The sequence below is a fragment of the Salinibacterium sp. TMP30 genome, assembly GCF_038397785.1.
Taxonomy (GTDB): domain Bacteria; phylum Actinomycetota; class Actinomycetes; order Actinomycetales; family Microbacteriaceae; genus Rhodoglobus.
In genome coordinates this window covers 2,195,198-2,218,935 of sequence record NZ_CP151642.1, presented here as the reverse complement: position 1 = coordinate 2,218,935, position 23,738 = coordinate 2,195,198, and the positions used below count along the sequence as shown (strand labels likewise).

At 60.8% G+C, this 23,738-nt stretch carries 19 protein-coding genes; 14 read left to right on the top strand and 5 right to left on the bottom strand.

Features of this window, described 5'->3' with window-relative positions; translation table 11 throughout:
* Positions 1-17: 17 nt before the first annotated feature.
* Entirely contained in the window at positions 18-680 is a 663-nt protein-coding gene (locus AADH44_RS10780; RefSeq protein ID WP_341952806.1) for a TetR family transcriptional regulator, read from the bottom strand.
* A 125-nt stretch (positions 681-805) separates the two neighbouring features.
* Here AADH44_RS10780 and AADH44_RS10775 point away from each other — a divergent pair, with 125 nt between their 5' ends.
* From AADH44_RS10775 to guaA, 5 genes are all read left to right on the top strand, one after another.
* Positions 806-1,927: a GuaB3 family IMP dehydrogenase-related protein gene (locus tag AADH44_RS10775; RefSeq protein ID WP_341952805.1), complete on the top strand. Its 1,122-nt coding sequence runs from the start codon at positions 806-808 to the stop codon at positions 1,925-1,927.
* 72 nt (positions 1,928-1,999) lie between these two features.
* A complete protein-coding gene (locus AADH44_RS10770) occupies positions 2,000-3,727 on the top strand; it encodes a glycerol-3-phosphate dehydrogenase/oxidase (RefSeq protein ID WP_341952804.1) in 1,728 nt (575 codons plus the stop codon).
* Complete coding sequence (locus AADH44_RS10765) at positions 3,724-4,524, top strand: SURF1 family cytochrome oxidase biogenesis protein (protein ID WP_341952803.1); 801 nt, start codon at positions 3,724-3,726, stop codon at positions 4,522-4,524. The genes AADH44_RS10770 and AADH44_RS10765 overlap by 4 nt, the downstream gene beginning before the upstream one ends.
* A gap of 4 nt (positions 4,525-4,528) precedes the next feature.
* Positions 4,529-4,987, top strand: a complete 459-nt coding sequence (locus tag AADH44_RS10760; protein WP_341952802.1) for a DUF3817 domain-containing protein — start codon at positions 4,529-4,531, stop codon at positions 4,985-4,987.
* A complete protein-coding gene (guaA, locus tag AADH44_RS10755) occupies positions 4,984-6,591 on the top strand; it encodes a glutamine-hydrolyzing GMP synthase (RefSeq protein ID WP_341952801.1) in 1,608 nt (535 codons plus the stop codon). The genes AADH44_RS10760 and guaA overlap by 4 nt, the downstream gene beginning before the upstream one ends.
* A gap of 78 nt (positions 6,592-6,669) precedes the next feature.
* Here guaA and AADH44_RS10750 read toward each other — a convergent pair whose 3' ends face one another.
* Genes AADH44_RS10750 through AADH44_RS10740 form a run of 3 tightly spaced genes read right to left on the bottom strand, consistent with a single transcriptional unit; the run spans position 6,670 to position 8,377 of the window.
* On the bottom strand, positions 6,670-7,479 hold the full coding sequence (locus tag AADH44_RS10750; RefSeq protein WP_341952800.1) for a Bax inhibitor-1/YccA family protein: 810 nt from the start codon (positions 7,477-7,479) through the stop codon (positions 6,670-6,672).
* Positions 7,480-7,527: 48 nt separating this feature from the next.
* Positions 7,528-8,067: a hypothetical protein gene (locus AADH44_RS10745; protein WP_341952799.1), complete on the bottom strand. Its 540-nt coding sequence runs from the start codon at positions 8,065-8,067 to the stop codon at positions 7,528-7,530.
* A complete protein-coding gene (locus tag AADH44_RS10740) occupies positions 8,057-8,377 on the bottom strand; it encodes a DUF4190 domain-containing protein (protein ID WP_341952798.1) in 321 nt (106 codons plus the stop codon). The genes AADH44_RS10745 and AADH44_RS10740 overlap by 11 nt, the downstream gene beginning before the upstream one ends.
* A 45-nt stretch (positions 8,378-8,422) precedes the next feature.
* Here AADH44_RS10740 and AADH44_RS10735 point away from each other — a divergent pair, with 45 nt between their 5' ends.
* From AADH44_RS10735 to AADH44_RS10725, 3 genes are read left to right on the top strand one after another with little or no spacing between them, the layout of a single operon-like run.
* Complete coding sequence (locus AADH44_RS10735) at positions 8,423-9,424, top strand: glycerophosphodiester phosphodiesterase family protein (protein ID WP_341952797.1); 1,002 nt, start codon at positions 8,423-8,425, stop codon at positions 9,422-9,424.
* A 12-nt stretch (positions 9,425-9,436) separates the two neighbouring features.
* Entirely contained in the window at positions 9,437-11,839 is a 2,403-nt protein-coding gene (locus AADH44_RS10730; protein WP_341952796.1) for a UvrD-helicase domain-containing protein, read from the top strand.
* Positions 11,826-13,304 (top strand): RNB domain-containing ribonuclease, encoded by a 1,479-nt coding sequence (locus AADH44_RS10725; protein ID WP_341952795.1) that lies wholly within the window; start codon positions 11,826-11,828, stop codon positions 13,302-13,304. Before AADH44_RS10730 ends, AADH44_RS10725 begins: the two co-directional genes overlap by 14 nt.
* On the opposite strand, the gene AADH44_RS10720 is transcribed toward AADH44_RS10725, so the two are convergent.
* Positions 13,301-14,080, bottom strand: coding sequence for an oxygenase MpaB family protein (locus AADH44_RS10720; RefSeq protein WP_341952794.1), 780 nt, complete (start codon positions 14,078-14,080; stop codon positions 13,301-13,303). The genes AADH44_RS10725 and AADH44_RS10720 overlap by 4 nt on opposite strands.
* Positions 14,081-14,270: 190 nt before the next feature.
* Here AADH44_RS10720 and sucC point away from each other — a divergent pair, with 190 nt between their 5' ends.
* The 6 genes from sucC to purH all read left to right on the top strand — a co-directional run bounded on the left by sucC (position 14,271) and on the right by purH (position 23,718).
* Positions 14,271-15,440 (top strand): ADP-forming succinate--CoA ligase subunit beta, encoded by a 1,170-nt coding sequence (gene sucC / locus AADH44_RS10715; protein ID WP_341952793.1) that lies wholly within the window; start codon positions 14,271-14,273, stop codon positions 15,438-15,440.
* Positions 15,441-15,450: 10 nt separating this feature from the next.
* The gene (gene sucD / locus AADH44_RS10710; protein WP_341952792.1) at positions 15,451-16,353 is read left to right on the top strand and encodes a succinate--CoA ligase subunit alpha; all 903 of its coding nucleotides are present in this window, start codon (positions 15,451-15,453) and stop codon (positions 16,351-16,353) included.
* 254 nt (positions 16,354-16,607) lie between these two features.
* Positions 16,608-20,204, top strand: a complete 3,597-nt coding sequence (locus tag AADH44_RS10705) for a S8 family serine peptidase (RefSeq protein ID WP_341952791.1) — start codon at positions 16,608-16,610, stop codon at positions 20,202-20,204.
* Between the two features lie 98 nt (positions 20,205-20,302).
* Positions 20,303-21,517 carry a DUF6350 family protein gene (locus AADH44_RS10700; RefSeq protein WP_341952790.1) on the top strand — a complete coding sequence of 405 codons (1,215 nt, stop codon included), beginning with the start codon at positions 20,303-20,305 and terminating at the stop codon, positions 21,515-21,517.
* Positions 21,518-21,526: 9 nt separating this feature from the next.
* The gene (purN, locus tag AADH44_RS10695; RefSeq protein ID WP_341952789.1) at positions 21,527-22,111 is read left to right on the top strand and encodes a phosphoribosylglycinamide formyltransferase; all 585 of its coding nucleotides are present in this window, start codon (positions 21,527-21,529) and stop codon (positions 22,109-22,111) included.
* A gap of 5 nt (positions 22,112-22,116) precedes the next feature.
* Positions 22,117-23,718 (top strand): bifunctional phosphoribosylaminoimidazolecarboxamide formyltransferase/IMP cyclohydrolase, encoded by a 1,602-nt coding sequence (purH, locus tag AADH44_RS10690; protein ID WP_341952788.1) that lies wholly within the window; start codon positions 22,117-22,119, stop codon positions 23,716-23,718.
* The last annotated feature ends 20 nt before the right edge of the window (positions 23,719-23,738 follow it).

The following is a 23,738-nucleotide window of genomic DNA, read 5'->3' as shown; positions in this document are numbered from 1 at the left end:
GAGAGGAGGTCGGGGCCTCATCCTTTCTCTGAGCGATCGTTGCGGTCGTTGCGGGCGTTGTCGGTCGCTTCGCGAGTGGCGTTGAGCACGCTGCTGTCGACGTAGAGACCCTCGGTATAGATCTCGAGTGCTGCGTTACCCATGCGGCTGAGGCTTTCGAAGCTGAAGTGCCCGCTACCGAGGGTGCGGGCGATGTGGCTTTGCAGGATGAGGGTGCCGAGACTGTGGGTGACAATGAGCACAGCTCGTGCATGAGAATCGGCGCTCGGGTGCACCTGCTGTTTGGCTACGCCATCCTCAAGGATCTCCGCTGTCAGGCTGACGATGCGATCGAAGAGTTCGGCACCGGCTTCGGAATCGTCGGTGAATAGACGGCTCAGGTAGTCGAGCCAGGGTTGGTAGGTTTCGAGGTCTGAGTACCACTCCTTCAGGGCGGCAGTGACTTCGCTCTCACCTATTCCCGTTTTGCGGCGGGTGATCTCGGTGATGATGAAGTCATCGCAAGTTTTCTTGAGTTCGCGCATACTGCCGAAGTGGTGGATGACGAGGCCGGCGCTAACACCGGCGTGACGTGCCACAGCTCGTGCGCTCGTTGCGGCAAAACCCTTCTGCCCGATGAGCAGGATCGCGGCATCGCGGATGCGAGCCCGTGTGGTTGAATCATCACTTATTGAACGCATGTTCAATAAACTAAACGATCGTTTAGTAGCTGTCAAGAGTATTCCGTTGCTTCGAGGCCGCACCATGCGCTTGCATACCCCTCGCCGACAAGACCACCCAATCCGCAGCCGGGTAGGCTAGAGCAGTGAATGATTTCGAGATTGGCCGAGCCAAGCGCGCTCGCCGCGTCTATTCCTTTGATGACATTGCGATCGTGCCCTCGCGCCGCACGCGAGACCCACGCGACGTGTCAGTGAGCTGGACGATAGACGCCTACACCTTTGACATCCCCGTCATCGCAGCACCCATGGACTCGGTGGTTTCGCCAGCGACCGCAATCGCGATGGGAAAGCTCGGCGGACTCGGCGTGCTCGACCTCGAAGGTCTCTGGACTCGTTACGAGCACCCCGAGCCCGTCCTCGCGGAGATCCGCAGCCTGCCCGCCGATCAGGCAACCGCGCGCATGCAGCAGTTGTACTCGGAGCCCATCAAACCCGAGCTCGTCACTCAGCGCCTTGCCGAGATTCGCGAAGCCGGAGTGCCCGTCGCCGGAGCGCTCAGCCCGCAGCGTACGAAAGAACTCCACCAGACCGTCGTTGATGCCGGTGTCGACCTCTTCGTCATCCGTGGCACCACCGTAAGCGCGGAGCATGTCTCCAAAGCCAGTGAACCACTCAACCTCAAAGAGTTCATCTACGAACTCGATGTGCCCGTGATCGTCGGAGGAGCCGCAACCTACACCGCTGCACTGCACCTCATGCGCACCGGTGCCGCAGGCGTGCTCGTCGGCTTTGGCGGTGGCGCCGCAAGCACCACGCGCACCGCCCTGGGCATCCACGCCCCGATGGCAACCGCTGTCGCAGACGTCGCCGGCGCTCGCCGCGACTACATGGACGAATCTGGTGGCCGCTACGTTCACGTGATCGCTGACGGTGGTCTCGGCACGAGCGGTGACATTGTGAAGGCAATCTCCGTGGGAGCAGATGCTGTCATGCTCGGCAGCACCCTTGCTCGCGCAACAGAAGCCCCCGGCGGCGGCTGGCACTGGGGCCAAGAGGCTCACCACCCGGAGCTGCCCCGCGGCAATCGCGTCGAGGTTGGGCAGCTTGCGCCGCTCGCTGAAATTCTCAATGGACCGTCGTCGCACGCGAACGGTCAGTCGAATCTCATCGGCGCACTGCGTCGATCGATGGCGACAACCGGCTACTCCGACCTGAAGGAGTTCCAGCGGGTCGATGTTGTCGTCGCCCCCTACAACACGCTGTAGTTCAGAGACAGAGCAGCTCACGCGCCGAGCCGTTCACAGGCAGAGATCAGCCACACGTTGGAGGATTTATCAATGGCTAAGTCCCGATCGATCCCCCAGTCAACCGCGCTCAGCGTTGAACAGCGCGCGGCAGCGATCGCGGCCATGCGCGATACCGAACTCGACATCCTCGTGATCGGTGGTGGCATCGTGGGCGCCGGTAGTGCATTGGATGCCGCAACGCGTGGCCTCACCGTCGGAATGGTTGAGGCGCGTGACTGGGCCTCCGGCACCTCGAGCCGGTCATCCAAGTTGGTGCACGGCGGCATCCGCTATTTGGAGCAACTGGATTTTCGCCTCGTGCGCGAAGCTCTCAAGGAACGTGGACTGCTGTTGCAGCGCATCGCACCCCATCTGGTGCGGCCAGTGCGGTTCCTCTACCCGGTGACGAAACCGATCTTCGAACGGCTATATATCGGTGCGGGAATGTTGCTCTACGACCTTCTTAGCTATACGGGAGGGAGACCTCCAGGAGTGCCCCACCACAGGCACCTCACGCGCGCTCAAATGTTGCGAGCGGCGCCGAGTTTGCGCGCTGATGCGTTCCGCGGTGGCCTGACCTACTACGACGCGCAAGTGGATGATGCACGTTACGTGTCGACGCTTGCTCGCACCGCGAGTTTCTATGGCGCGCAGGTGGCGAGCCGCGTTCGCGTCGAAGATTTCGTCAAGGTTGGTGAGCGGGTCGTCGGTGTGATGGCGCACGATCTCGAAACGGGCGAACGATTTGAGATTCGCGCCAAGCAGGTCGTGAATGCGACCGGTGTGTGGACCGACGACACTCAAGCGATGGTGGGCGAACGTGGTCAGTTCAGAGTGCGGGCATCGAAGGGCGTGCACCTGGTTGTGCCTCGCGACCGTTTCCAGTCGAAGCTAGGCCTGCTGCTTCGCACTGAAAAGAGTGTGCTATTTGTAATCCCTTGGGGGCGCCACTGGCTGATCGGAACGACCGACACTGACTGGGATCTCGACAAAGCCCACCCGGCTGCCACGGCCGCCGACATCGACTACCTGCTCAAGCATGTCAATAAAGTTCTAGCGGTTCCGCTGACACGTGACGATGTTGAAGGGGTCTACGCCGGGCTGCGTCCATTGCTCGCTGGGGAGTCTGACCTCACCTCAAAGCTCAGCCGCGAACACATTGTGACCCACAGTGTTCCCGGGCTCGTTGTGGTGGCTGGCGGCAAGTGGACGACCTACCGCATCATGGCAAAAGATGCTGTGGATGCCGCAGTCGACGCTCTAGACGGCAAGATCTCACCGAGCATTACTGAAGATGTCGCACTGCTCGGTGCGGAAGGATACGGTGCCGCGTGGAACAAGCGCACTGCTCTCGCGCACACCTTTGGCCTCCACCGGACTCGCGTCGAACACCTGCTGAACCGCTACGGCGTGCTCGCCTCTGAAGTGCTCGAACTTGTTCGCCGTAACCCCACACTTGCGGAAGCACTTCCCGGCGCCGATGACTACATTGCTGCCGAAGTTGTCTACGCTGCCAGCCATGAAGGAGCCATGCACCTTGATGATGTTTTGGCTCGTCGCACTCGTATATCGATTGAGGCATGGGATCGGGGTGTCTCGGCAGCACCTGTAGCGGCAGAGCTTATGGCGGGAGTTTTGGGCTGGGACGACGCGCACACCACCATCGAGATCGAGCGCTACCTGCAGCGAGTTGACGCAGAGCTCGCTAGCCAAAAACAGCCCGATGATGAGTCAGCTGATCGAGTGAGGCTCGAAGCACCAGATATCGTTAGCGAGTGAGTACGACGGTTTCTTCGCCAGTTGCGCCAGCGGCGCCGGCAACGATGTGGCAGATTGCGCGTCGACCACGCTGGATCGGTGCCCTCATCCTGGCCCTGGCCATCGCCGGCAGTTTCGCGGCTCTCGGGCAGTGGCAGCTGAGCCGAAGCCTTGAGGGTGGCGAAATCACCGAACAGCAAAGCGAAACGGTTGTGCCGCTCGATTCGGTCGCTATCGCACAAGAACCACTCGCCTCTGCGACAACCGGCCAATCCGTCAGCTTCACCGCAGAGCTTGTTTCTGGCGACTATGTTGTGCTCTCCGAGCGGCGCAACACCGCAGGGATGGGCTACTGGGTTGTCGGCCATGGGCGTGAACCCAGCGGGGCAAGCGTGGCAATTGCCCTCGGATGGGCAGCGACGACGGATGCCGCAGCATCCGTCATTGCTCAGCTTGAAGCCTCGCCACCGGCGTCGACCTTCACGGGTCGTCTCCTGCCGACCGAGTCAGCCCAACAGTCCGATTTCGAGTCGGGAGTGCGCAGCGCCCTCGCGGTCGCTGAGCTCGTAAACCTGTGGAACGACGTGCCTGCGGGAACCTATGGCGGCTACGTCGTGAGCTTTGACCCGCCAGCAGGCCTTGACGCGATCGATTCCCCGCCACCATCGACGGAGGTTTCGCTCAATTTGCTCAACGTGTTTTACGCCGTTGAGTGGGTTGTGTTTGCAGGCTTCGCCGTCTTCCTCTGGTACCGCCTCGTGCGAGACGTGTGGGAAGAGGAGCGCGAAGATCTGGTGCCCGATGCGGCCGTAGACTAGAGTCATGGCTCTCGGTCCCCGGCTTTCTGATCTCCCCCGCATTCGTCGCACCCTCTCGTTCTACAAGGTGTCATCAATCATCACCGGCAGCTTCCTGCTTGTGCTGTGCCTCATGATGTTTTTCCGTTACGGCCTCGGTGGCGACATCGAGCTGAACGGCCCCGCCGGGTTTGTCACGCTGACGCCGAAGGAGCTTGTTCAGGGCATCAACGTGTCGACGATCATCCTGATTGTGCACGGCTGGCTCTACGTCTTCTACGTTGCAGCAGATTTCATCCTCTGGCGTCTGACGCGTTTCTCATTCTTGCGGTTCTTGTACATCGCGCTCGGCGGTGTCATCCCGTTGTTGTCGTTCTTCCTTGAGCGTCAAGTTCCTCGTTTCGTTGAAGCAAAACTTGCCCGTATTGAATCCGCTGCAGCTGCCCAAGCGGCCGGCGCCGACTCCGCAAAGGCTTCCGTATGACCCAATCTTCGGCCACGGCCACCGCCACGTCTGCAGACACGAGCGCTCGCCCCGTTCTTGTCGTCGACTTTGGTGCTCAGTACGCACAGTTGATTGCCCGTCGCGTGCGCGAAGCCAACGTGTATAGCGAGATTGTTCCTCACACCATTACTGCCGAGGCGATCGCGGCTATGAACCCGGTCGGCATCGTGCTGAGTGGTGGCCCGTCGAGCGTGTACGAGCCTGGTTCGCCCGACCTCGACCCCGGCATCCTTCAGTTGGGTGTTCCCGTTTTTGGCATTTGTTACGGCTTCCAGGTGATGGCACGTCAACTCGGCGGCACCGTCGCCAAGACTGGCCTGCGCGAGTATGGGTCCACTGCCATGACCGTGCAGGGTGGTGGTGGTTCCCTTCTGGGAGACCAGGCTGACAAGCAGACGGTGTGGATGAGTCACGGCGACGCTGTAACAGAAGCCCCTGAAGGGTTTGAGGTGCTCGCCAGCACAGACGCCACCCCGGTTGCCGCCTTCGCCAGTAAGGCACGCGGTCTCTATGGTGTGCAATGGCACCCCGAGGTGAAGCACTCTGAGTTTGGCCAAGGGTTGCTTGAGAACTTCCTGCACGACGCAGCGGGCATCCCTGCCGACTGGAACAGCGGGAACGTGATTGCCGAACAGGTCGCCCGCATCCGTGAACAGGTTGGTTCTGCTCGGGTGATCTGTGGCCTTTCGGGCGGAGTCGACTCCGCTGTTGCTGCCGCGATCGTGCACGAGGCTGTTGGCGATCAACTGGTCTGCATCTTCGTTGACCATGGGCTGTTGCGTCAGGATGAGCGCCGTCAAGTTGAAGAGGACTATGTAGCCTCGACGGGTGTTCGTCTTGTCACTGTCGATGCTGTTGACCAGTTCATGGATGCTCTCGCCGGAGTCACTGACCCCGAAACGAAGCGCAAAATCATCGGCCGCGAGTTCATCCGCAGCTTCGAGAATGCGGCCGAGTCACTCGTGCTCGAAGCTCAGGGCGACGGCGAGAAGGTCAAGTTTCTGGTGCAGGGCACCCTCTACCCGGATGTTGTGGAGAGTGGCGGAGGGGCCGGCACCGCCAACATCAAGAGCCACCACAACGTTGGTGGGCTCCCCGACGACTTGCAGTTCGACCTCGTTGAGCCACTGCGCACCCTGTTCAAGGACGAAGTGCGGGCGATTGGTCGCGAGCTGGGATTGCCAGAAGTTATTGTCGGCCGCCAGCCGTTCCCCGGGCCCGGCCTTGGCATCCGCATCATCGGTGAGGTCACGCATGACCGTCTCGAACTGCTGCGTAAGGCGGATGCGATTGCTCGCGCCGAACTGACCGCTGCGGGCCTCGATGACACCATCTGGCAGTGCCCCGTTGTGCTCCTCGCCGACGTGCGCTCAGTGGGAGTGCAGGGCGATGGCCGCACCTATGGTCACCCGATCGTATTGCGCCCGGTGTCCTCGGAGGATGCGATGACCGCCGACTGGACTCGTTTGCCCTACGACGTGCTCGCGAAGATCTCGAACCGCATCACCAATGAGGTGGATGGCGTGAACCGCGTTGTGCTCGATGTCACGTCGAAGCCCCCAGGAACAATCGAATGGGAATAGCTCGTTAACGAGAAAGCCCGCGTCACTTGGCTACTGCCGGAGCGACGCGGGCTTTCTGCGTTTGTGAGACTGAACTACTTAGTCGCGAATGATCGCGAACATGCGTAGTAGCTCGAGGTACAGCCAGATGACGGTGACCATGATGCCGAAGGTGCCCTTCCAGCCGAAGGCGCGAGGTGCGCCATTGGCGGCACCCTTCTGGATGAAGTCGAAGTCGAGCACGAGTGAGTATGCGGCCATGATGACGACGAGCACACCCAGCACAACGCCGAAGGGGATTCCGAGGAACGGAATCTCGGCGCTGCGGAGGCCGAAGGCGTTGTCAGTGGCGCCAGTAAGCATCATGACTAGGTTGACGAGCGAGAAGACCACGTAGCCGATCATCGCAATCATGAAGACCTTGGTGGCTTTCTTGGACGCGCGGATCTTGCCGCTCGCGAAGAGCGCGAGGGTGACACCGACGACAACGATTGTCGCGATGACGGCCTGTGTTACGACTCCGCCATAGGCATTCTCAAAGAAGCGCGAGATACCACCGACGAAGACACCCTCAACGGCGGAGTACGCCAAGACGAGTGCGCCCGAGGGCTGCTTTTTGAAGATGTTGACGAGTGCGAGTACGAAGCCGATGATTCCAGCGCCGATCCACAAGAACGGCATAGCGGGGGCGAGTACCCAACTGAGCCCAGCGCCGACAAGCAGGAGTGCGAACGCTCCAACGGTCTTGGCGATGGTGTCTTCAACCGTCATGACGTCGCCCGTTTTGGGCGCCGACTCACGGCTGTACATGTCGTTGAGCTGCTGGTTGGAGACCTGGTTCGCTACGGCGATTCCGCCGCGCGAGCTGAAGGCAGCATCGCGGGAGAAAGCGGGGTTATTGAGTGCCATGATTCCTCTGTTTGGTGTGGTGCCACACGTTAGTGGCGCCTCATAAAACTATCGGATTTCCCTGAGAAATTCCGGATTCTGACGCCGAGATGCTGCGCTGTGAGCGATCGCCCGTGCAAGCCAGGCGGCGGCGACCACGACGACCGTTGAGATGGCGAGCGCTTGAGGCATCGCGGAGTACTCCTGAAAGAAGCGCGGGAGAATGATGCCGTTGGCGATCGGCAACGCAAGCACCACATAGGAGACGAGTGGTCGGTGTCGCACGAGCAACCAGCACAGCAGAGGAATGGTGAGCGTCCACATCGACATAGGCCCCGTGAGCATGATCCAAATTTGGGTGATTGTGGGGAGAATGACGATCATCCGACGCCACCCTCTCGCCGGCATGATCGACCACCCCACCGCTGTCGCAGTGGTGCCGATGAGCAGAATGATCAGGGTGTAGTTGTTGGCGCCTTGAAGATGAATCGCCCCAGCAATAATGAGCACTAGGCCGATGAAGTAGCGGTCGCTGTAGTGGCCCCACTTGAGTGGGAGTCGCCGCGTTGGCTCCCAACGGCGCGCGAGCGCGGCGGTGTTAGCGGCCATTGGTGAGCAGGGAGTACAGCAGGATTCCCCACAGAACGAGCCACACATAGCCGAGAATGGTCGCGATGCGGGCCATGAGCATCCCGCGCTCGCCGGTCTCTGAAATCTGTCGGATTGCTACGTGGCCGAAGATCAGCGCGGGAGCCCCACCAATCGCTGCCAGTACGAGGGCGAGGATAGCTAGCGGGTTCGTGCGAGCTGCCACGAGGGGTGCGGGGCGCGAGGTATCGGCCGAGGTGGGTTCACCGCAATAGATGCAGAAGTTCCACTCCGGCTGCACTGGTGCAGAGCACGACGCGCATTCGGGCATACCCAAATGTTAGTCGCCGCACTACTTCGGCATATTCTTGACTCGATGAGCACCACCATTAGCCCGCTTGTGATCGGGCACCGCGGCGCCAGCGGCTACCGCCCAGAACACACCAGGGCTGCCTACGATCTAGCTTTCATGCTGGGGGCGGATGCCGTGGAACCCGACATCGTTGCCACCAGGGACGGTGTGCTGGTGCTCCGTCACGAGAACGAGATCTCGGGCACGACAAACATCGCCGATCATCCCGAATTTGCGGATCGCCATACCTCGAAGACGATCGATGGAACGGCGATGACGGGGTGGTTCACCGAGGACTTCACGTGGGCGGAGCTTTCCACTTTGCGCGCCCGCGAACGACTGCCGAAGGTGCGGCCAGCCAACGTCGCTTTCAACGACAGCGAACCGATACTGCGGCTGAGCGATCTTCTTGAGATTGTGCACCAGCACCCCGAGGCGCGGCGACGCCCCCTGCGGGTGGTGGCTGAGATCAAACACGCGAGCCACTTTGAGTCGATCGGCTTGCCGCTCGACGAGCTCTTTGCCCGAGAGGTGAGGGGGTGGGCGACGGCCGACAACCTCATCATCGAATCCTTTGAACAGAGTGTTCTGCATCGCATCCGGGATCGTGGTATTCCGGGCAAGTTGGTGTTCTTGCTGGAATCTAGCGGAGCACCTGCCGATCTGGTTGCCCAGTTTGGGGCGCGGGCCCGCAACTATGCGGAGCATTTAAGCGACGAGGGGCTCGCTCGACTTGCCCACGAGGTCGACGGAATCAGCGTCGACAAGAAGATGCTTATGGTGAAAGACCTTCTGGGAAATCTCACCGGCACCAACGATCTGGTGTCCCGGGCACACGCGGCAGGACTGCTGGTTTTCTGTTGGACGCTTCGGGCAGAGAACCGCTTCTTGCCCAAGAATCTGCGCTCCAGCAAACAGCCAGAGCAGTTCGGCAATTGGCGTAGCGAGTTTCGCACGCTCATGGATTCGGGGCTCGACGGGGTATTCACCGACCACCCCGACCTCGCCGTCACCGCGCGCGGGTAGAGTCGAGAGGCGATGACCACAGTTTTTGACCCTTCTGACCCTGGCCGCTCTGCCGACGGTGATTCCGTTCGCGACCCCCTGCTCGACGGGCTGAACCCTCGCCAGCGTGAGGCAGTGGAATATCGGGGGCCTTCGCTGCTGATTGTGGCCGGTGCAGGTTCGGGCAAGACAAGTGTACTGACTCGTCGTATCGCCGGCCTGCTGCGTTCACGGGAGGCCTGGCCGAGCCAGATTCTGGCCATCACTTTCACTAATAAAGCGGCAGCCGAGATGCGCGAACGTGTGGGGGCGATTGTGGGCGAAACTGCCCAAGGCATGTGGATCTCCACGTTCCACTCCGCGTGCGTGCGAATTCTTCGTCGAGAAGCAGAAGCGTTCGGCTTCTCCAAAAACTTCACCATCTATGACTCGGCAGACAGCAAAGCGCTGCTGAAGCGCATCCTCAAAGAGCTCGACGCTGACATGTATGGGTTGACCGTCAGCAAGGCAGCAAACCGCATTTCCCAGCTCAAGAATGAGCTAACCGACGTAGACGGTTTTGCGCGGGATGCCAACCTCAGCGATCCGGCGGAGAAGAAATTTCTTGAAGTCTTTCGTCGCTACACGCGCGGACTCAGCGATGCCAACGCGTTCGACTTTGATGACCTCATCGGCCAAACGGTGTACTTGTTCCGAGCGTTCCCGCAGATCGCGGCCACCTACCAGCGTCGGTTCAAGCACATCCTGGTTGACGAATACCAGGACACCAACCACGCTCAGTATTCACTTATTCGTGAGCTGACGAGACCACCGGCTCCCGAGCAGTTCGCCTCGTCGCAGGGCATGCTCGTGCAGGGCAGCAGTGCCGAGGCAGAAGCCGCGTCGCTGACTGTTGTTGGTGACAGCGACCAGTCCATTTATGCGTTCCGCGGAGCCGACATCCGCAATATTGTTGAATTCGAGCGAGACTTTCCCCGTTCGACGGTGATTCTGCTTGAGCAGAACTACCGCTCAACGCAGACGATTCTGGATGCCGCGAACGCGGTGATCTCGAACAACTTTGATCGCAAAGACAAAAAGCTGTTCACGACGATTGGTGCCGGTGACAAGATCGTCGGCTTCACCGGCTATTCGGGCCATGATGAAGCGCAGTTTGTGGCGGATGAGATTCAGAAACTTCACGACGGCGGCGTCGCCTATAAAGACGTTGCGGTCTTCTATCGCACGAACTCGCAGACGCGTGCGCTTGAAGAGATTTTCATTCGGGCAGCCCTCCCTTATCGGGTGTTGGGCGGCACAAAGTTTTATGAGCGTGCCGAAATCAAGGATGCGTTCGGGTATCTGATTGCGGTGGCGAACCCGGCGGATCCGCTGGCGCTGCGTCGCATCATGAACACCCCTAAGCGCGGTATCGGGCCGGCGACAGAGTCTGCGCTGCAGGCGTGGGCGGATGCCCGTGGCATGACCCTGCGCGACGCGATGCGTAACGCCACCGAACTGGGTCTCGGCCCCAAGGTCACGAAGGCGATTGTTGATCTTGCTCGGTTGCTTGATGAGGTGATGTCGAAGGTGGAGACCGCCAAGCCCGCCGACATTCTGAGTGAACTGTTGGAGCGGTCGGGCTATGTGCGTGCGCTCCGTGCCTCCCAGGATCCGCAGGATGAAGCTCGTGCCGAAAACGTGGATGAGCTTGTTGCGGTGACTAAGGAGTTTGGCAAGAACAACCCCGATGGCACCCTGCTCGACTTCCTCACCGAGGTTTCGCTTGTGGCGGCCGCCGACGATCTGGATGACTCGAGCGGTACCGTGTCGCTTATGACGCTGCACACGGCGAAGGGTCTCGAATACGATTCGGTGTTTGTGACCGGTGTCGAAGAAGATTTGCTTCCGCACCGCATGTCAGCGAATGAACCCGGTGGCCCGGCTGAAGAACGCCGACTGTTTTATGTGGGCATCACGCGTGCGCGAAAACGCCTTTTCCTCTCTTTGGCGATGACTCGCGCACAGTTCGGCGAGGTGAATGTGGCGATGCCGAGCCGCTATCTGCAAGAGATTCCGGTTGAGCTTATTGAGTGGAAGCAGTCGCCGGGGATGGCGAACTCGCGGGGCGGAACGCAGTCTCGCGCTCTCAACGCTCGTCGAGGCAGCGCAGGAGGCGGTTCGTGGGCTGGTTCCTTGCGCGAAGCTGCGGCCGGCGGACTGCCTCCTGCTCCTCCGCGTGCCAAAACTGAGTGGGCTAATGCGATCACAGCCACGGTTCGCGACAACGGAGATCTCACTCTGGCGGCGGGCGACCGCATCCGTCACACTGACTTTGGTGATGGCTCGGTAAATCAGGTGACCGGCAACGGGCCCAAGAGCATCGCCGATGTTCAATTTGATACCGCCGGACGGAAGCGTCTGCTCATCAAGATTGCTCCTATTGAGAAACTTTGACTCTGAAAGTCACGACTGGTCGGACTCTTACTCGTTGGAGGAAGTGCGGCTCGTCGTTCCGCGTGTTCGACCGCTCGACACCGGTGATGCGCTCGCTGCTGCGCTCGTTCAGGTTCGCCTAGATCTCAAGTTGCCCACCGAGTTCAGCCCGGAAGTTGAGGAAGCCGCTGAAGCTGCTGTAGCGGCGTTCGAGCCGCCCGAGCATGATCTCACCCATATCCCGTTCTCGACTATCGATCCTGATGGCGCAATTGACCTCGATCAGGCGCTCTATTTGGAGCGCACTGGGGAGACCCTGCGGGTGATGTACGCGATTGCCGAAGTTCCCGCCTTTGTGTGGCCAGGCTCGGCTGTTGATGCTGAGGCTCGCAAACGCGGGCAGACGCTTTATGCGCCCGATAGTCGGGTTCCGCTGCACCCCACAGTGATCAGTGAAGATGCTGCATCGTTGCTGGCGGGAGTTACGCGACCAGCCTTCGTGTGGACTTTCGACTTGGATGCCACGGGTGCGGTCACCGCGACAACTCTCGTGCGTGCCCAGGTGCGCAACCGCCGCCAGTACAACTATGCCGAGGTGCAAGATTTACTCGATAACGAGTTGGCGGATGAGTCGCTGTCTCTGTTGCCCGAATTCGGTCGCCTGCGTGCCGAGTTGGAGCGCCAGCGGGGAGGGGCGAGCCTCAATCGCCCCGACGACGAAGTGGTTCTCGTCGACGGCACCTACGTGCTCGAGCGCCGTAGCCCGCTGCCGGTTGAGCAGTACAACGCGCACGTGTCGCTCATGACGGGCATGGAGGCGGCGCGCATCATGCTTGAGGGCAATGTGGGCATTCTGCGCACGATGCCTGCACCCAACCCCGAGACGCTTGCCCAGTTCCGTCGCCAAGTTGCGAGTCTTGGATGCCCGTGGCCCGAGAACCAGAACTATGGCGAGTATCTGCGTGCCCTCGACCACAGTGACCCCCGTGCTCTCGCCGCGATTCACGCCGCCACGACACTGTTTCGAGGAGCCGGGTACACCGTCTTCGATGGCGAGCATCCCGAAGACGTCATTCAGGCTGCGGTGGCGGCGCCCTACGCCCACGCCACCGCACCGCTGCGTCGCCTCGTCGATCGTTTCGTGCTCGTTGCTTGCGAAGCAATCGTTGCGGACCGCAAGGTGCCCAAGTGGGTACGCAAGGGACTCCCAGAGTTGCCGAAAATAATGGCACGCACCAGCTCACTCGCGTCGCGGCTGGAGAGTGCCTCGGTCAATGCGATTGAGGCCGCACTGTTGAGCGGGCGAGTGGGAGACGAGTTCGACGCAACGGTCGTTTCGGTGCGTGGCGATGGGGGCATCATCCAGATCGCTGATCCGGTAATCACCGCCCGCATTAGCGGCACGGTCACGGCCGGCTCGACCGTGCGTGCGCGACTCGTGACCGCCGAGATTGCTACCGGAACCGTGGAGTTCGTTCTCGTTTAGTTATTCGCGAGGTGTCTGCGCGGTTTGCGAAACGCCGTGAGATACCGGCGCTGTGCGGCGAACCGCACCCACCGTGGCAGTCGCGGGTAGATCGCACGCGTGACCCGCATGATCCGGTCGAAGCGTTTTTGGTGATGGGGGAGCCCGTAGGCGTTGCGCAGATCTTCGCTGAGCAACCCCGCAGTCAGCAGGCGCACGAGTGGCATCAGTGGCAGTAACCACCAAGGCCCGCCGGTCGGATGCAGCAGCTGATGGGCAACCCGTCGGCTCGCGCCAGTGACGCTCAACCCCGCCACGCTCTCGTTCCAGTAGCGGCCAAACGCCGCCCGATCCGCTGGCCACAACGCGCGGGGAACGCCCAGCGCTGTCGCGATCACTGCGTAATCGGAGAGCAACATCTCGGCGTCGACCTCGCGCAGCGGTCCGAAGACGAGCTCGCGCACCCGAATGGCGGTGTCATAGAGGGTTGCGGCAACCCACAACTGCAACTGCGGATCGTGCGCGTCATAACTGTCGGACCGCACCGGCCGATGCGCGGCCCCCACCCGCCGCGCGACCTCTGCCGCCTCTTCGGTTGTGCCATACACCGTCACATACAAGTAGGTGAGGGTGCCGTTGAGACGATCCAAGGGGCGCCGCGCGAAGTCACTGTGCTCGGCCACTGCCTGCCCAACCGCCGGGTGCGCGATCTGCAGCAGGATGGCCGCACCACCGCCAGCCAACAGAGCGACGTCGGCAGAGACATCCGCGATTCTGAGGGGGCTGGCATCGGTCACAGCCCCAGTTTAGGAGTGCCCAGAGGCAAGATTCGCCGATCTTTCGTCGCCTGCAGCCCCCCTATCGGAAAACACTCAACGTTAGGCACGGTAAGCTTTTCCATTGGCGTGCGTCTCTAGGGGCCGACCAATTTGGTACCGTTTCGCCGCCTTCCCCACTCACCATTACGCGCGGATTGGAATGAGCAGCGTGGATCTATTTGAGTACCAGGCCAGGGACGTATTTGAGTCCTATGGCGTACCAGTACTTGCCGGCCTGATTGCCGACACACCAGAAGAAGCCAAAGCAGCGGCCGAGAAAATCGGTGGAACCGTTGTGGTTAAGGCTCAAGTTAAGACCGGCGGTCGTGGCAAAGCAGGTGGTGTCAAGGTTGTTCACAACGCTGACGACGCGTTCGCTGCTGCCGAGCAGATCCTCGGCCTCGACATCAATGGCCACACGGTCAAGCGAGTAATGGTTGCTGCCGGTGCTCGCATCGCGCAGGAGTTCTACTTCTCTGTACTGCTCGACCGAGCCAACCGCTCCTACCTTTCGCTGTGCAGTGTTGAAGGTGGAGTCGAGATTGAGGTGCTTGCTGTTGAGCGCCCCGAAGCTCTCGCCAAGATTGAGATCAACCCGATGACGGGTATCGATCTCGCGAAGGCCACCGAGATCGCAAAGGCTGCTAAGTTCCCGGCAGAGCTCGTTGACAAGGTTGCTCCTGTCTTCGTGAAGCTCTATGAGGTGTACAAGGGCGAAGATGCAACCCTCGTTGAGGTCAACCCTCTCGTGCTCACCGAAGACGGACAGATTCTGGCCCTCGACGGCAAGGTATCGCTCGATGAGAACGCTGACTTCCGTCACCCGAAGCACGCGGCGCTCGAAGATGCGGCTGCGGCTAACCCGCTCGAGGCGAAGGCTAAGGCCAATGGCCTCAACTACGTCAAACTCGACGGTGAGGTTGGTGTCATCGGTAACGGTGCCGGCCTCGTCATGTCAACGCTGGATGTTGTTGCCTATGCTGGTGAGGATCACGGCAACGTGAAGCCCGCCAACTTCCTCGACATCGGTGGCGGAGCATCCGCAGAGATCATGGCTGCCGGTCTCGACGTCATTCTCAATGACCCCCAGGTCAAGAGCGTGTTCGTGAATGTCTTCGGCGGAATCACCGCGTGTGACGCTGTCGCTAAGGGAATTGTGGGTGCGCTCGCAGAACTCGGCAGCGCCGCCAACAAGCCCCTCGTTGTTCGTCTCGACGGCAACAAGGTCGAGGAGGGTCGCGCGATTCTCGCAGAAGCGAACCACCCCCTCGTGACGCTAGCCGCCTCTATGGACGAGGGCGCCGCCAAGGCTGCCGAACTCGCCAACGCCGCGAAGTAAGGAATCGAGCATGTCAATTTTCCTCAACAAGGACTCAAAGGTCATCGTTCAGGGCATCACCGGCGGTGAGGGCACCAAGCACACCGCGCTCATGCTCGCTGCTGGCACCCAGGTCGTCGGCGGCGTCAACGCGCGCAAAGCTGGCACGACCGTGCTGCACCGCGACAAAGACGGCGGCGAAGTTGAGCTGCCCGTGTTCGGCACTGTTGCTGAAGCAATGGAAAAGACGGGGGCGGATGTTTCGATTGCTTTCGTGCCGCCAGCGTTCACCAAGGATGCCGTTATCGAAGCTATTGACGCTGAGATGCCGCTGCTGGTCATCATCACCGAGGGTGTTCCCGTCGGCGACTCTGCCGAGTTCTGGGCTTACGCTCAGGACAAGGGCAACAAGACTCGCATCATTGGTCCGAACTGTCCCGGAATCATCACGCCCGGTGAAGCACTCGTCGGCATCACACCCGCGAACATCACCGGCAAGGGTCCGATCGGTCTCGTCTCCAAGTCGGGAACGCTCACGTACCAAATGATGTACGAACTGCGGGATCTCGGATTCTCGACCGCAATTGGCATCGGTGGCGACCCCATCATCGGCACCACCCACATCGACGCACTTGAAGCGTTCGAGGCTGACCCCGAGACCAAGGCAATTGTCATGATCGGTGAAATCGGTGGAGACGCTGAAGAGCGTGCCGCTGACTACATCAAGGCTCACGTCACGAAGCCCGTGGTGGGATATGTTGCTGGCTTTACGGCTCCCGAGGGTAAGACCATGGGTCACGCCGGCGCGATCGTTTCCGGTTCTGCCGGAACCGCTCAAGCCAAGAAGGAAGCACTTGAAGCTGCCGGTGTGAAGGTCGGCAAGACACCGTCTGAAGCAGCCAAGCTCATGCGCGAAATTCTCGCAACGCTGTAACAATCACACGCTGCTGGCTCGTTCAGCTCGCTAAACACAAGCGCCGCCCGTCATTGAGACGCGTGGCGCTTGTGTCGTTTAACGACGTCCCCCAAAGAGCGGACAATGTGTCACGTTTCGGTAACGATGGCATTTGAGAGACCCCCGTAGGGGGGTAGACAGCGCATATATTTGCACGTGGTGAGTGCCCGACCGCCGATCAGCAGTACCGATTTCCATTAGCAGGTCCCATTCAACGAAGAATAGGAACATTCGTGAGCATTCGAAGATTTATCTCGGTTGTGGCGGCGACAACGCTCGTTGCAACCTCTCTGGTTACCGGCGCCGCACTCGGCGCAACAGCTGCACCAGCATCCATTGGTGGCGGCGGCCAAACTGAATTCACCCCTGGGCGTTACATCGTCACCATGGTGGATCAGGCTGCAGCAACCTACGACGGAGGAGTTCGCGGCTTTGACGCCACGACGCCACCCGACGGGGAGCAACTCAACCCTCGCCGCCAAGTAGTGCAGGACTACACCGAGTACTTAACCGAGAAGCAAGAGGATGCCGCGGCATCCGTCGGCGCTGACATCGAGTACTCCTACACGTTGGCCACCAACGGCTTCGCCGCAGACCTCACGGCTGCGCAGGCGGTAGAGCTTTCTGCAAACAAGTTGGTTGCGTCGATCGTGCCCGATGAGCTGAAGAAGATCACAGCAGCACAGCGGTCAACAGAGTTCCTCGGCCTCGAAGGGGCCGACGGACTGTGGGCATCCATTGGTGGTGCAGAAACCGCCGGCGAAGGCATCGTTGTCGGTGTGCTCGACACCGGCTTCGCTCCCGAGAACCCCGCCTTCTCTGGTAACCCACTCGGCACTGCGCCGGGCGCTGCGCCTTACCGTGACGGTGACTCGATCATGTTCCAGAAAGCGGACGGGCAAACCTTTAGCGGAGCGTGTGTTGTGGGCGAGCAATTCGCCGCCGACGACTGCACCACAAAGGTCATTAGCGCTCGCTACTTCGTTGACGGCTTCGGTGCCGGAAACCTTGGCGACGCTAGCGTTGGTGAATATGTTTCCCCGCGAGATGGCGACGGACACGGTTCGCACACCGCGAGCACGGCAGCCGGAAACCTCGAGGTCGACGCCACCGTTGGCGGAAACCCCCTCGGATACTTCTCCGGTATTGCCCCCGCCGCCAAGATTGCCGCCTACAAGGTCTGCTGGAGCGGACCCGACCCTGTCGATACCACGGACGACGGCTGTGCATCCACTGACCTTCTGGCCGCAATCGACCAGGCTGTTGCTGATGGCGTTGACGTGATCAACTACTCGATCGGTGGAGGAGCTGCCAGCAGCACCGTCTCACCGACCGATCAGGCATTCTTGGGTGCTGCAGCTGCCGGCATTTTCGTTGCTGCTTCGGCCGGTAACGACGGCCCCGGTGCAACAACGCTCGACAACGCAGCACCGTGGATCACCACTGTTGCTGCAAGCACCATCCCCAACTATGAAGCCACCGTCACCCTCGGCAACGGTCAAGCATTCGCTGGTGCCTCCATCACCGTTGACCTCGACCCTGCTGCTGAGCCGCTGACTGGCGCGCTCGTGAACGCCGCGGATGTCGCGCTCACCGCTGCGGTTGACCCCAACCTGTGCTTGGCAGATACTCTCGATCCCGCTCTCGTCGAAGGCAAGATCGTGGTCTGTGAGCGCGGCGTAGTTGCTCGCGTCGACAAGTCGGCTGAGGTTGCTCGCGCTGGCGGTATTGGTGTTGTTCTCGTGAACGTCACGCCGAGCTCGACAGACCTCGACACCCACGTGATTCCTACCGTGCACTTGGATGCCCGCTACCACGACCAAGTGCTCGCGTATGCGGCAACTGAGGGTGCAACGGCAACGTTCACGACGGGTAACGAGACCGACTACCAACCGCCGACACCGCAGGTTGCCGGCTTCTCGTCGCGCGGCCCGGTTGAAGCTGACGGCAGCGACATCATCAAGCCAGACGTATCGGCACCCGGCGTGGGAATCCTCGCCGCCGGCGCCAACGCTGAAGGAGCAGAACCGACCTTCCAGCTGCTGTCAGGAACCTCGATGTCATCGCCCCACGTTGCTGGACTCGCCGCGCTCTACCTTGGCGAACGCCCCAACGCGACACCAGCCGAAATCAAATCCGCGTTCATGACCACCGCCTACGACACGGTAGATGGTGACGGCAACCCCGTAACCGATCCGTTCACTCAGGGCGCTGGCCACATTGATCCGACCAAGTTCTTCGAACCTGGACTGCTCTACCTGAACGGCATCGGCGATTGGCTGTCCTACATTGAGGGCGCAGGCTACGACGTGCTCGACCCCGCAGTCGTCGCAATCGATCCCAGCAATCTCAACTTGGCTTCCATCGGTATCGGTTCGTTGACCGCCCCAGAGACGATCACTCGCACGGTTACCTCCACTCAGGCGGGAACCTTCGAAGCATCAATCTCGATCCCCGGAATCAACGCGACGGTGTCGCCCTCAACGCTCACGTTTGGCGCTGCGGGGGAGACGCAAAGCTTCGAGGTGACCTTCAGTCGAACGGATGCTCCGCTCGACCAGTTCACCACCGGAACGCTCGTCTGGACCAGCGGAGACACAGTCGCGCACAGCCCCATCGCGGTGCGACCCGTAACCATCGTTGCTCCGGACTCTGCCAGCGGCACCGGAACCTATGGTGCTGTTGACGTGACGGTGACTCCGGGCGGTAGCGGCGACATCCCCCTCGCGACGACCGGGCTCAGCGCGGGAATCTTCCACGAAGACCCCACGGGAACCGAAACGGAGCACTCTGGTTCAGGAGCCAGCGGTGACGAATTCGAGTACGCAATGACCGTGCCGGAGGGCACAACCTATGCGCGCTTCGATCTCGACTCGATTGATGACACCGCCGACCTCGACCTGATCGTGTACCTGCTCGATGACGCTGGAACGCCGATCGCAGGCTGGCAGTCAGCCACGGGCGACGCCGATGAGCGAGTGAACCTTGCTGATCCGACCCCCGGTGACTACCTCGTTATCGCCTCGGTCTATGCTGCTAATCCTTCGACAGCGTTCGATCTCCGCACCTACGCGGTTGTGCCGGGTGGTGAGCCCATTGGGCTGAGCCCCGCGGTGCTGTCGGGCGTGCAGGGCGAAGCAGTGACGTACACCGCATCGTGGGCGGGTCTCGCACCCTTCACGAGTTACCTTGGCCTCATCAGCTATGGCGACACCGGTGCCGTCACCGCGCTTGAGGTAATTACTCAAGAAGATGTTCTGCCGGGAACTCCGGTAAACACCGTGCTGCCGTCGATCAGCGGCAAACCGATCGTTGGCAAGAAGCTCACCGCCAACCCGGGGGAGTGGGATATCGACGGGCTGAAATTCAGCTACCAGTGGCAGGCCGACGGCACCGCTATTCCGGGTGCCGACAAGAAGAAGTACAAGGTTGCCCAGGGCGATGAGGGAAAGGCGATCACAGTTGTGGTCACCGCAAGCAAGCGCAACCTGCCGGACGGCACAGCCACCTCAGAATCGGTGATGGTGAAGTACAGCTCAAGCGTGAGCGTCTCGGTGAGCAAGCACATCGCATTCTCGTGGAACACCATCAACGCGACAGTCCGCGTTGCCACAAGTGCGGATGCGGCTGCTACCGGAACCGTCATGATCACTGTCGATGGCACAACGGTCGACACCATCACACTCGAAGAGTCAGACAACGGAAAGGTGACGGTGAAGCTGCCGAAACTCGACCGCGGTGTGCATCGAGTCGGTGCGGAGTTCACCCCAGCCGGAGACAACGTGACGGGGTCAACCAGTCGTACCGATTGGGTGTGGATCGTCTTCTAGGCGAAACGCGCTGAACAACTAGAGCAGCGGCTGGTCGCCCCCACAGGCGGCCAGCCGCTGCACTTTGTCGGGAAAGTGAGGGTACGCTCACGATCGACATGAATCGCCAGCTCACCCTCCTCTTCGCCGCCTTTGAGGCTCTCTTGGTGGTCGCTATCGGTATCGCAATACCGCTGGTTCCGCTCACGCTCTTGTGGGGCATCCACTACGGTCTTGCGATCGATTGGACTGTGTTCTGGCGTGCGGCTGTCGACATTTGGTTGGTCGGCCATGGCGTCGATATCACGGTGGTTCTGGATCCGACTGTTTCGAAGTCGTTGGGATTTGCTGCGGCGAGCACCCCGGTGACGATCACCATGGCACTGCTTGGCTTTGCATTGCTGACGGTGCTGTTGGGTGTTCGGGCGGGCCGCCGTGTTGCGGAGACGTCGCACGCGCTGCTGGGCACGTTCGCGTCACTGGCCACTTTCGGGGCTGCGTCGCTGGTGGTCACTCTTTCGGCGTTGCATCCGGTCGCGCATCCCTCACTCTGGCAGGGCACGCTGTTGCCGACAGTCGTTTTTGCGGTCGGCCTCCTCATTGGCAGCCAGGTGGTGAACACGAGGAGTCGAGCTGTTGGGCCGGTGCGTCGTTGGGTTCTTGGATGGCCGGCTCAGGTGCGCACAATTGTTGCCACGTCGCTGCGGGGCGGCGCAATCGCGGCTGCCGGGTTGTTGACGGTCGCCTCAATTGCCACAATGCTGGCGATAATCACTTCGTATGCCGAAATTATCAGGCTCTATGAGGCATTGCATACCGAAGTGCTGGGGGGAATCGCGGTAACGCTCGGCCAAATTGCGCTCTTGCCGAACATTATTGTGTGGGCTGCGTCGTGGCTGGTGGGGCCCGGCTTCGCCATCGGCACTGGTTCGACAGTGTCACCGTTGGCTACGTCGCTGGGGCCAATTCCGGCGATCCCCGTGCTTGGTGCTCTGCCCACGGGCGACTTTGCATTTGGCTTTGCCGGATTGCTTGCCCCTGTGCTTGTCGGATTCTTGGTTGCGGCAGTATTGGGGCCGCGAATTGCGGGCGAGTTGCGTCGCCGCGAACTCGCGATTGTGGCTGTGGGGATCGGCCTGACGGCGGCAACCATTATCGGCTTGCTCGTGTGGGCATCGGCAGGGTCTGCGGGCCCTGGTCGGCTCAATGATGTTGGTCCGCAGCCCTGGGTGGTCACCCTGTGGGCTTTCGTTGAGTTCAGTGTCGCTGCCGGCCTCGGTCTGTTGACCTCAGCACGCCCTGAGCGGGCAGATGACGGGTTCATGCAGCGCTAGGCTGGGTGGGTGCTCACACTCGTTGTCTTGATTTCAGGGGGCGGGTCTAACCTCGCCGCCCTACTCGAAGCGGCAGAGAGCGCCGACTTCCCTGCGCGCGTTCTCGCGGTCGGTGCCGACCGCGTTGCTGACGGGCTTGATCATGCCGAGCATTACGGCATCCCCACGTTTTCGGTTGCTATGTCTAACTTCGCTAGTCGTGAGGAGTGGGGCGATGAACTGCTTGAGCAGATTCACGTGTGGAATGCCGACCTTGTGGTGCTGAGCGGTTTCATGAAGTTGCTGCCGCCGCGCGTGGTCGAAGCGCTGTCGCCGAACATCATCAACACGCATCCGGCGTACCTTCCAGAGTTTCCCGGTGCGCACGCGGTGCGGGATGCTCTCGCCGCTGGCGTAGCCGAGACAGGTGCGAGCGTTATCAAGGTCGACAATGGTGTCGATAGCGGGCCGATCATCGTGCAGGAGCGCGTAGCGATCAAACCCGGAGATACCGAAGAACATTTGCACGCACGCATCAAGCCGGTCGAGCGTCGGCTGCTTGTGCAAACGATCGAAGACATCGCCACCAATCGCATCAATCTAAAGGAACTCTGAACTTTATGAGCGGCCCAAGCCATAACCCTGCTGACTTTCGCGAACGCGATATTGTGCCTATCTCGCGAGCCCTCATTTCGGTAAGCGACAAGTCAGGGCTCCTCGAACTTGCTGGCGCGCTCGTCGCAGCCGGAGTCGAGCTAGTTTCGACCGGTTCGACCGCAAAGACGATTGCGGCTGCAGGTTACGACGTTACCGAGGTGTCGAGTGTCACTGGCTTCCCCGAGTCCCTTGACGGTCGCGTTAAAACTCTGCACCCTGCGGTGCACGCGGGAATCCTGGCCGACCTTCGCCTTGAGTCGCATGAAACGCAGTTGGCCGAGCTCGGTATCGAAGCCTTCGACCTTGTTGTCGTAAACCTGTACCCCTTTGTTGAGACCGTTGCCTCGGGTGCTGCCCCCGCCGACATCGTTGAGCAGATCGACATTGGTGGTCCGGCGATGGTTCGCGCGTCAGCCAAAAACCATGCCAATGTTGCGATCGTCACCAGCCCAGAGAGTTATGCAGACATCATCGTTGCGGCTACCGGAGACGGAACGACGTTCGCACAGCGTTATGCCCTGGCATCGCAGGCGTTCGCCCATACCGCCGCCTACGACACCGCCGTTTCGCAGTGGTTCATGACCGGGGCCCTTCTGGGCGATTCGGATGCCGCGGCATCCGCCCCCGCCTCCCCCCCGCACATTGACGTCGCGGCTGACCAGCTCGCGGTGTTGCGCTATGGCGAAAACTCGCACCAGCAGGCAGGGCTCTACGGAGTAGCCGGCTCGGCCGGGATCGCTCAAGCCACCCAGCTCGGTGGCAAAGAGATGTCTTACAACAACTACGTGGATGCCGATGCCGCCCTGCGCGCCGCCTACGACCATGAGACTCCCGCCGTTGCGGTCATCAAGCACGCTAATCCGTGCGGAATCGCCACCGCGGCCACGATCGCCGAAGCTCATGGTGCGGCGCACGCGTGCGACCCGATCTCGGCGTATGGCGGAGTGATTGCTGCCAACGGCATCATCACTAAGGCTGCCGCTGAGTCCATTTCGCCAATCTTTACCGAGGTTGTTGTTGCCCCCGGCTTTGAGCCAGAAGCGCTCGAGATTTTGCAGGCCAAGAAGAATTTGCGTCTGCTGCAGTTGCCAGACGGTTATGCGCGTGAGGGTAGTGAGCTTCGCCAGATTTCGGGCGGCATGCTCGTACAGCAGCTCGATAATCACTTTGCGCCGGCTTCCACCTGGACGCTAGCGGCGGGCGACGCCGCAGATGCTGAGACTCTTGCGGACCTCGAGTTTGCGTGGCGAGCAGTGCGCGCGGTGAAGTCGAATGCTATTTTGCTGGCTCACGGCGGAGCATCCGTCGGTGTTGGTATGGGGCAGGTCAATCGGGTCGACTCCTGCCAGTTGGCGATTTCGCGTGCTGGTGACCGTGCGGCCGGCTCGGTTGCGGCGAGTGACGCCTTCTTCCCGTTCGCCGATGGCTTGCAGTTGTTGCTCGATGCTGGTGTTCGCGCGGTCGTTCAGCCGGGGGGATCCATTCGCGACGAAGAAGTGATCGCTGCGGCTATTGAAGCGGGAGTCACGATGTATTTCACGGGTGAGCGTCACTTCTTCCACTAAGCCCTCGGGCGTAGAGCAAA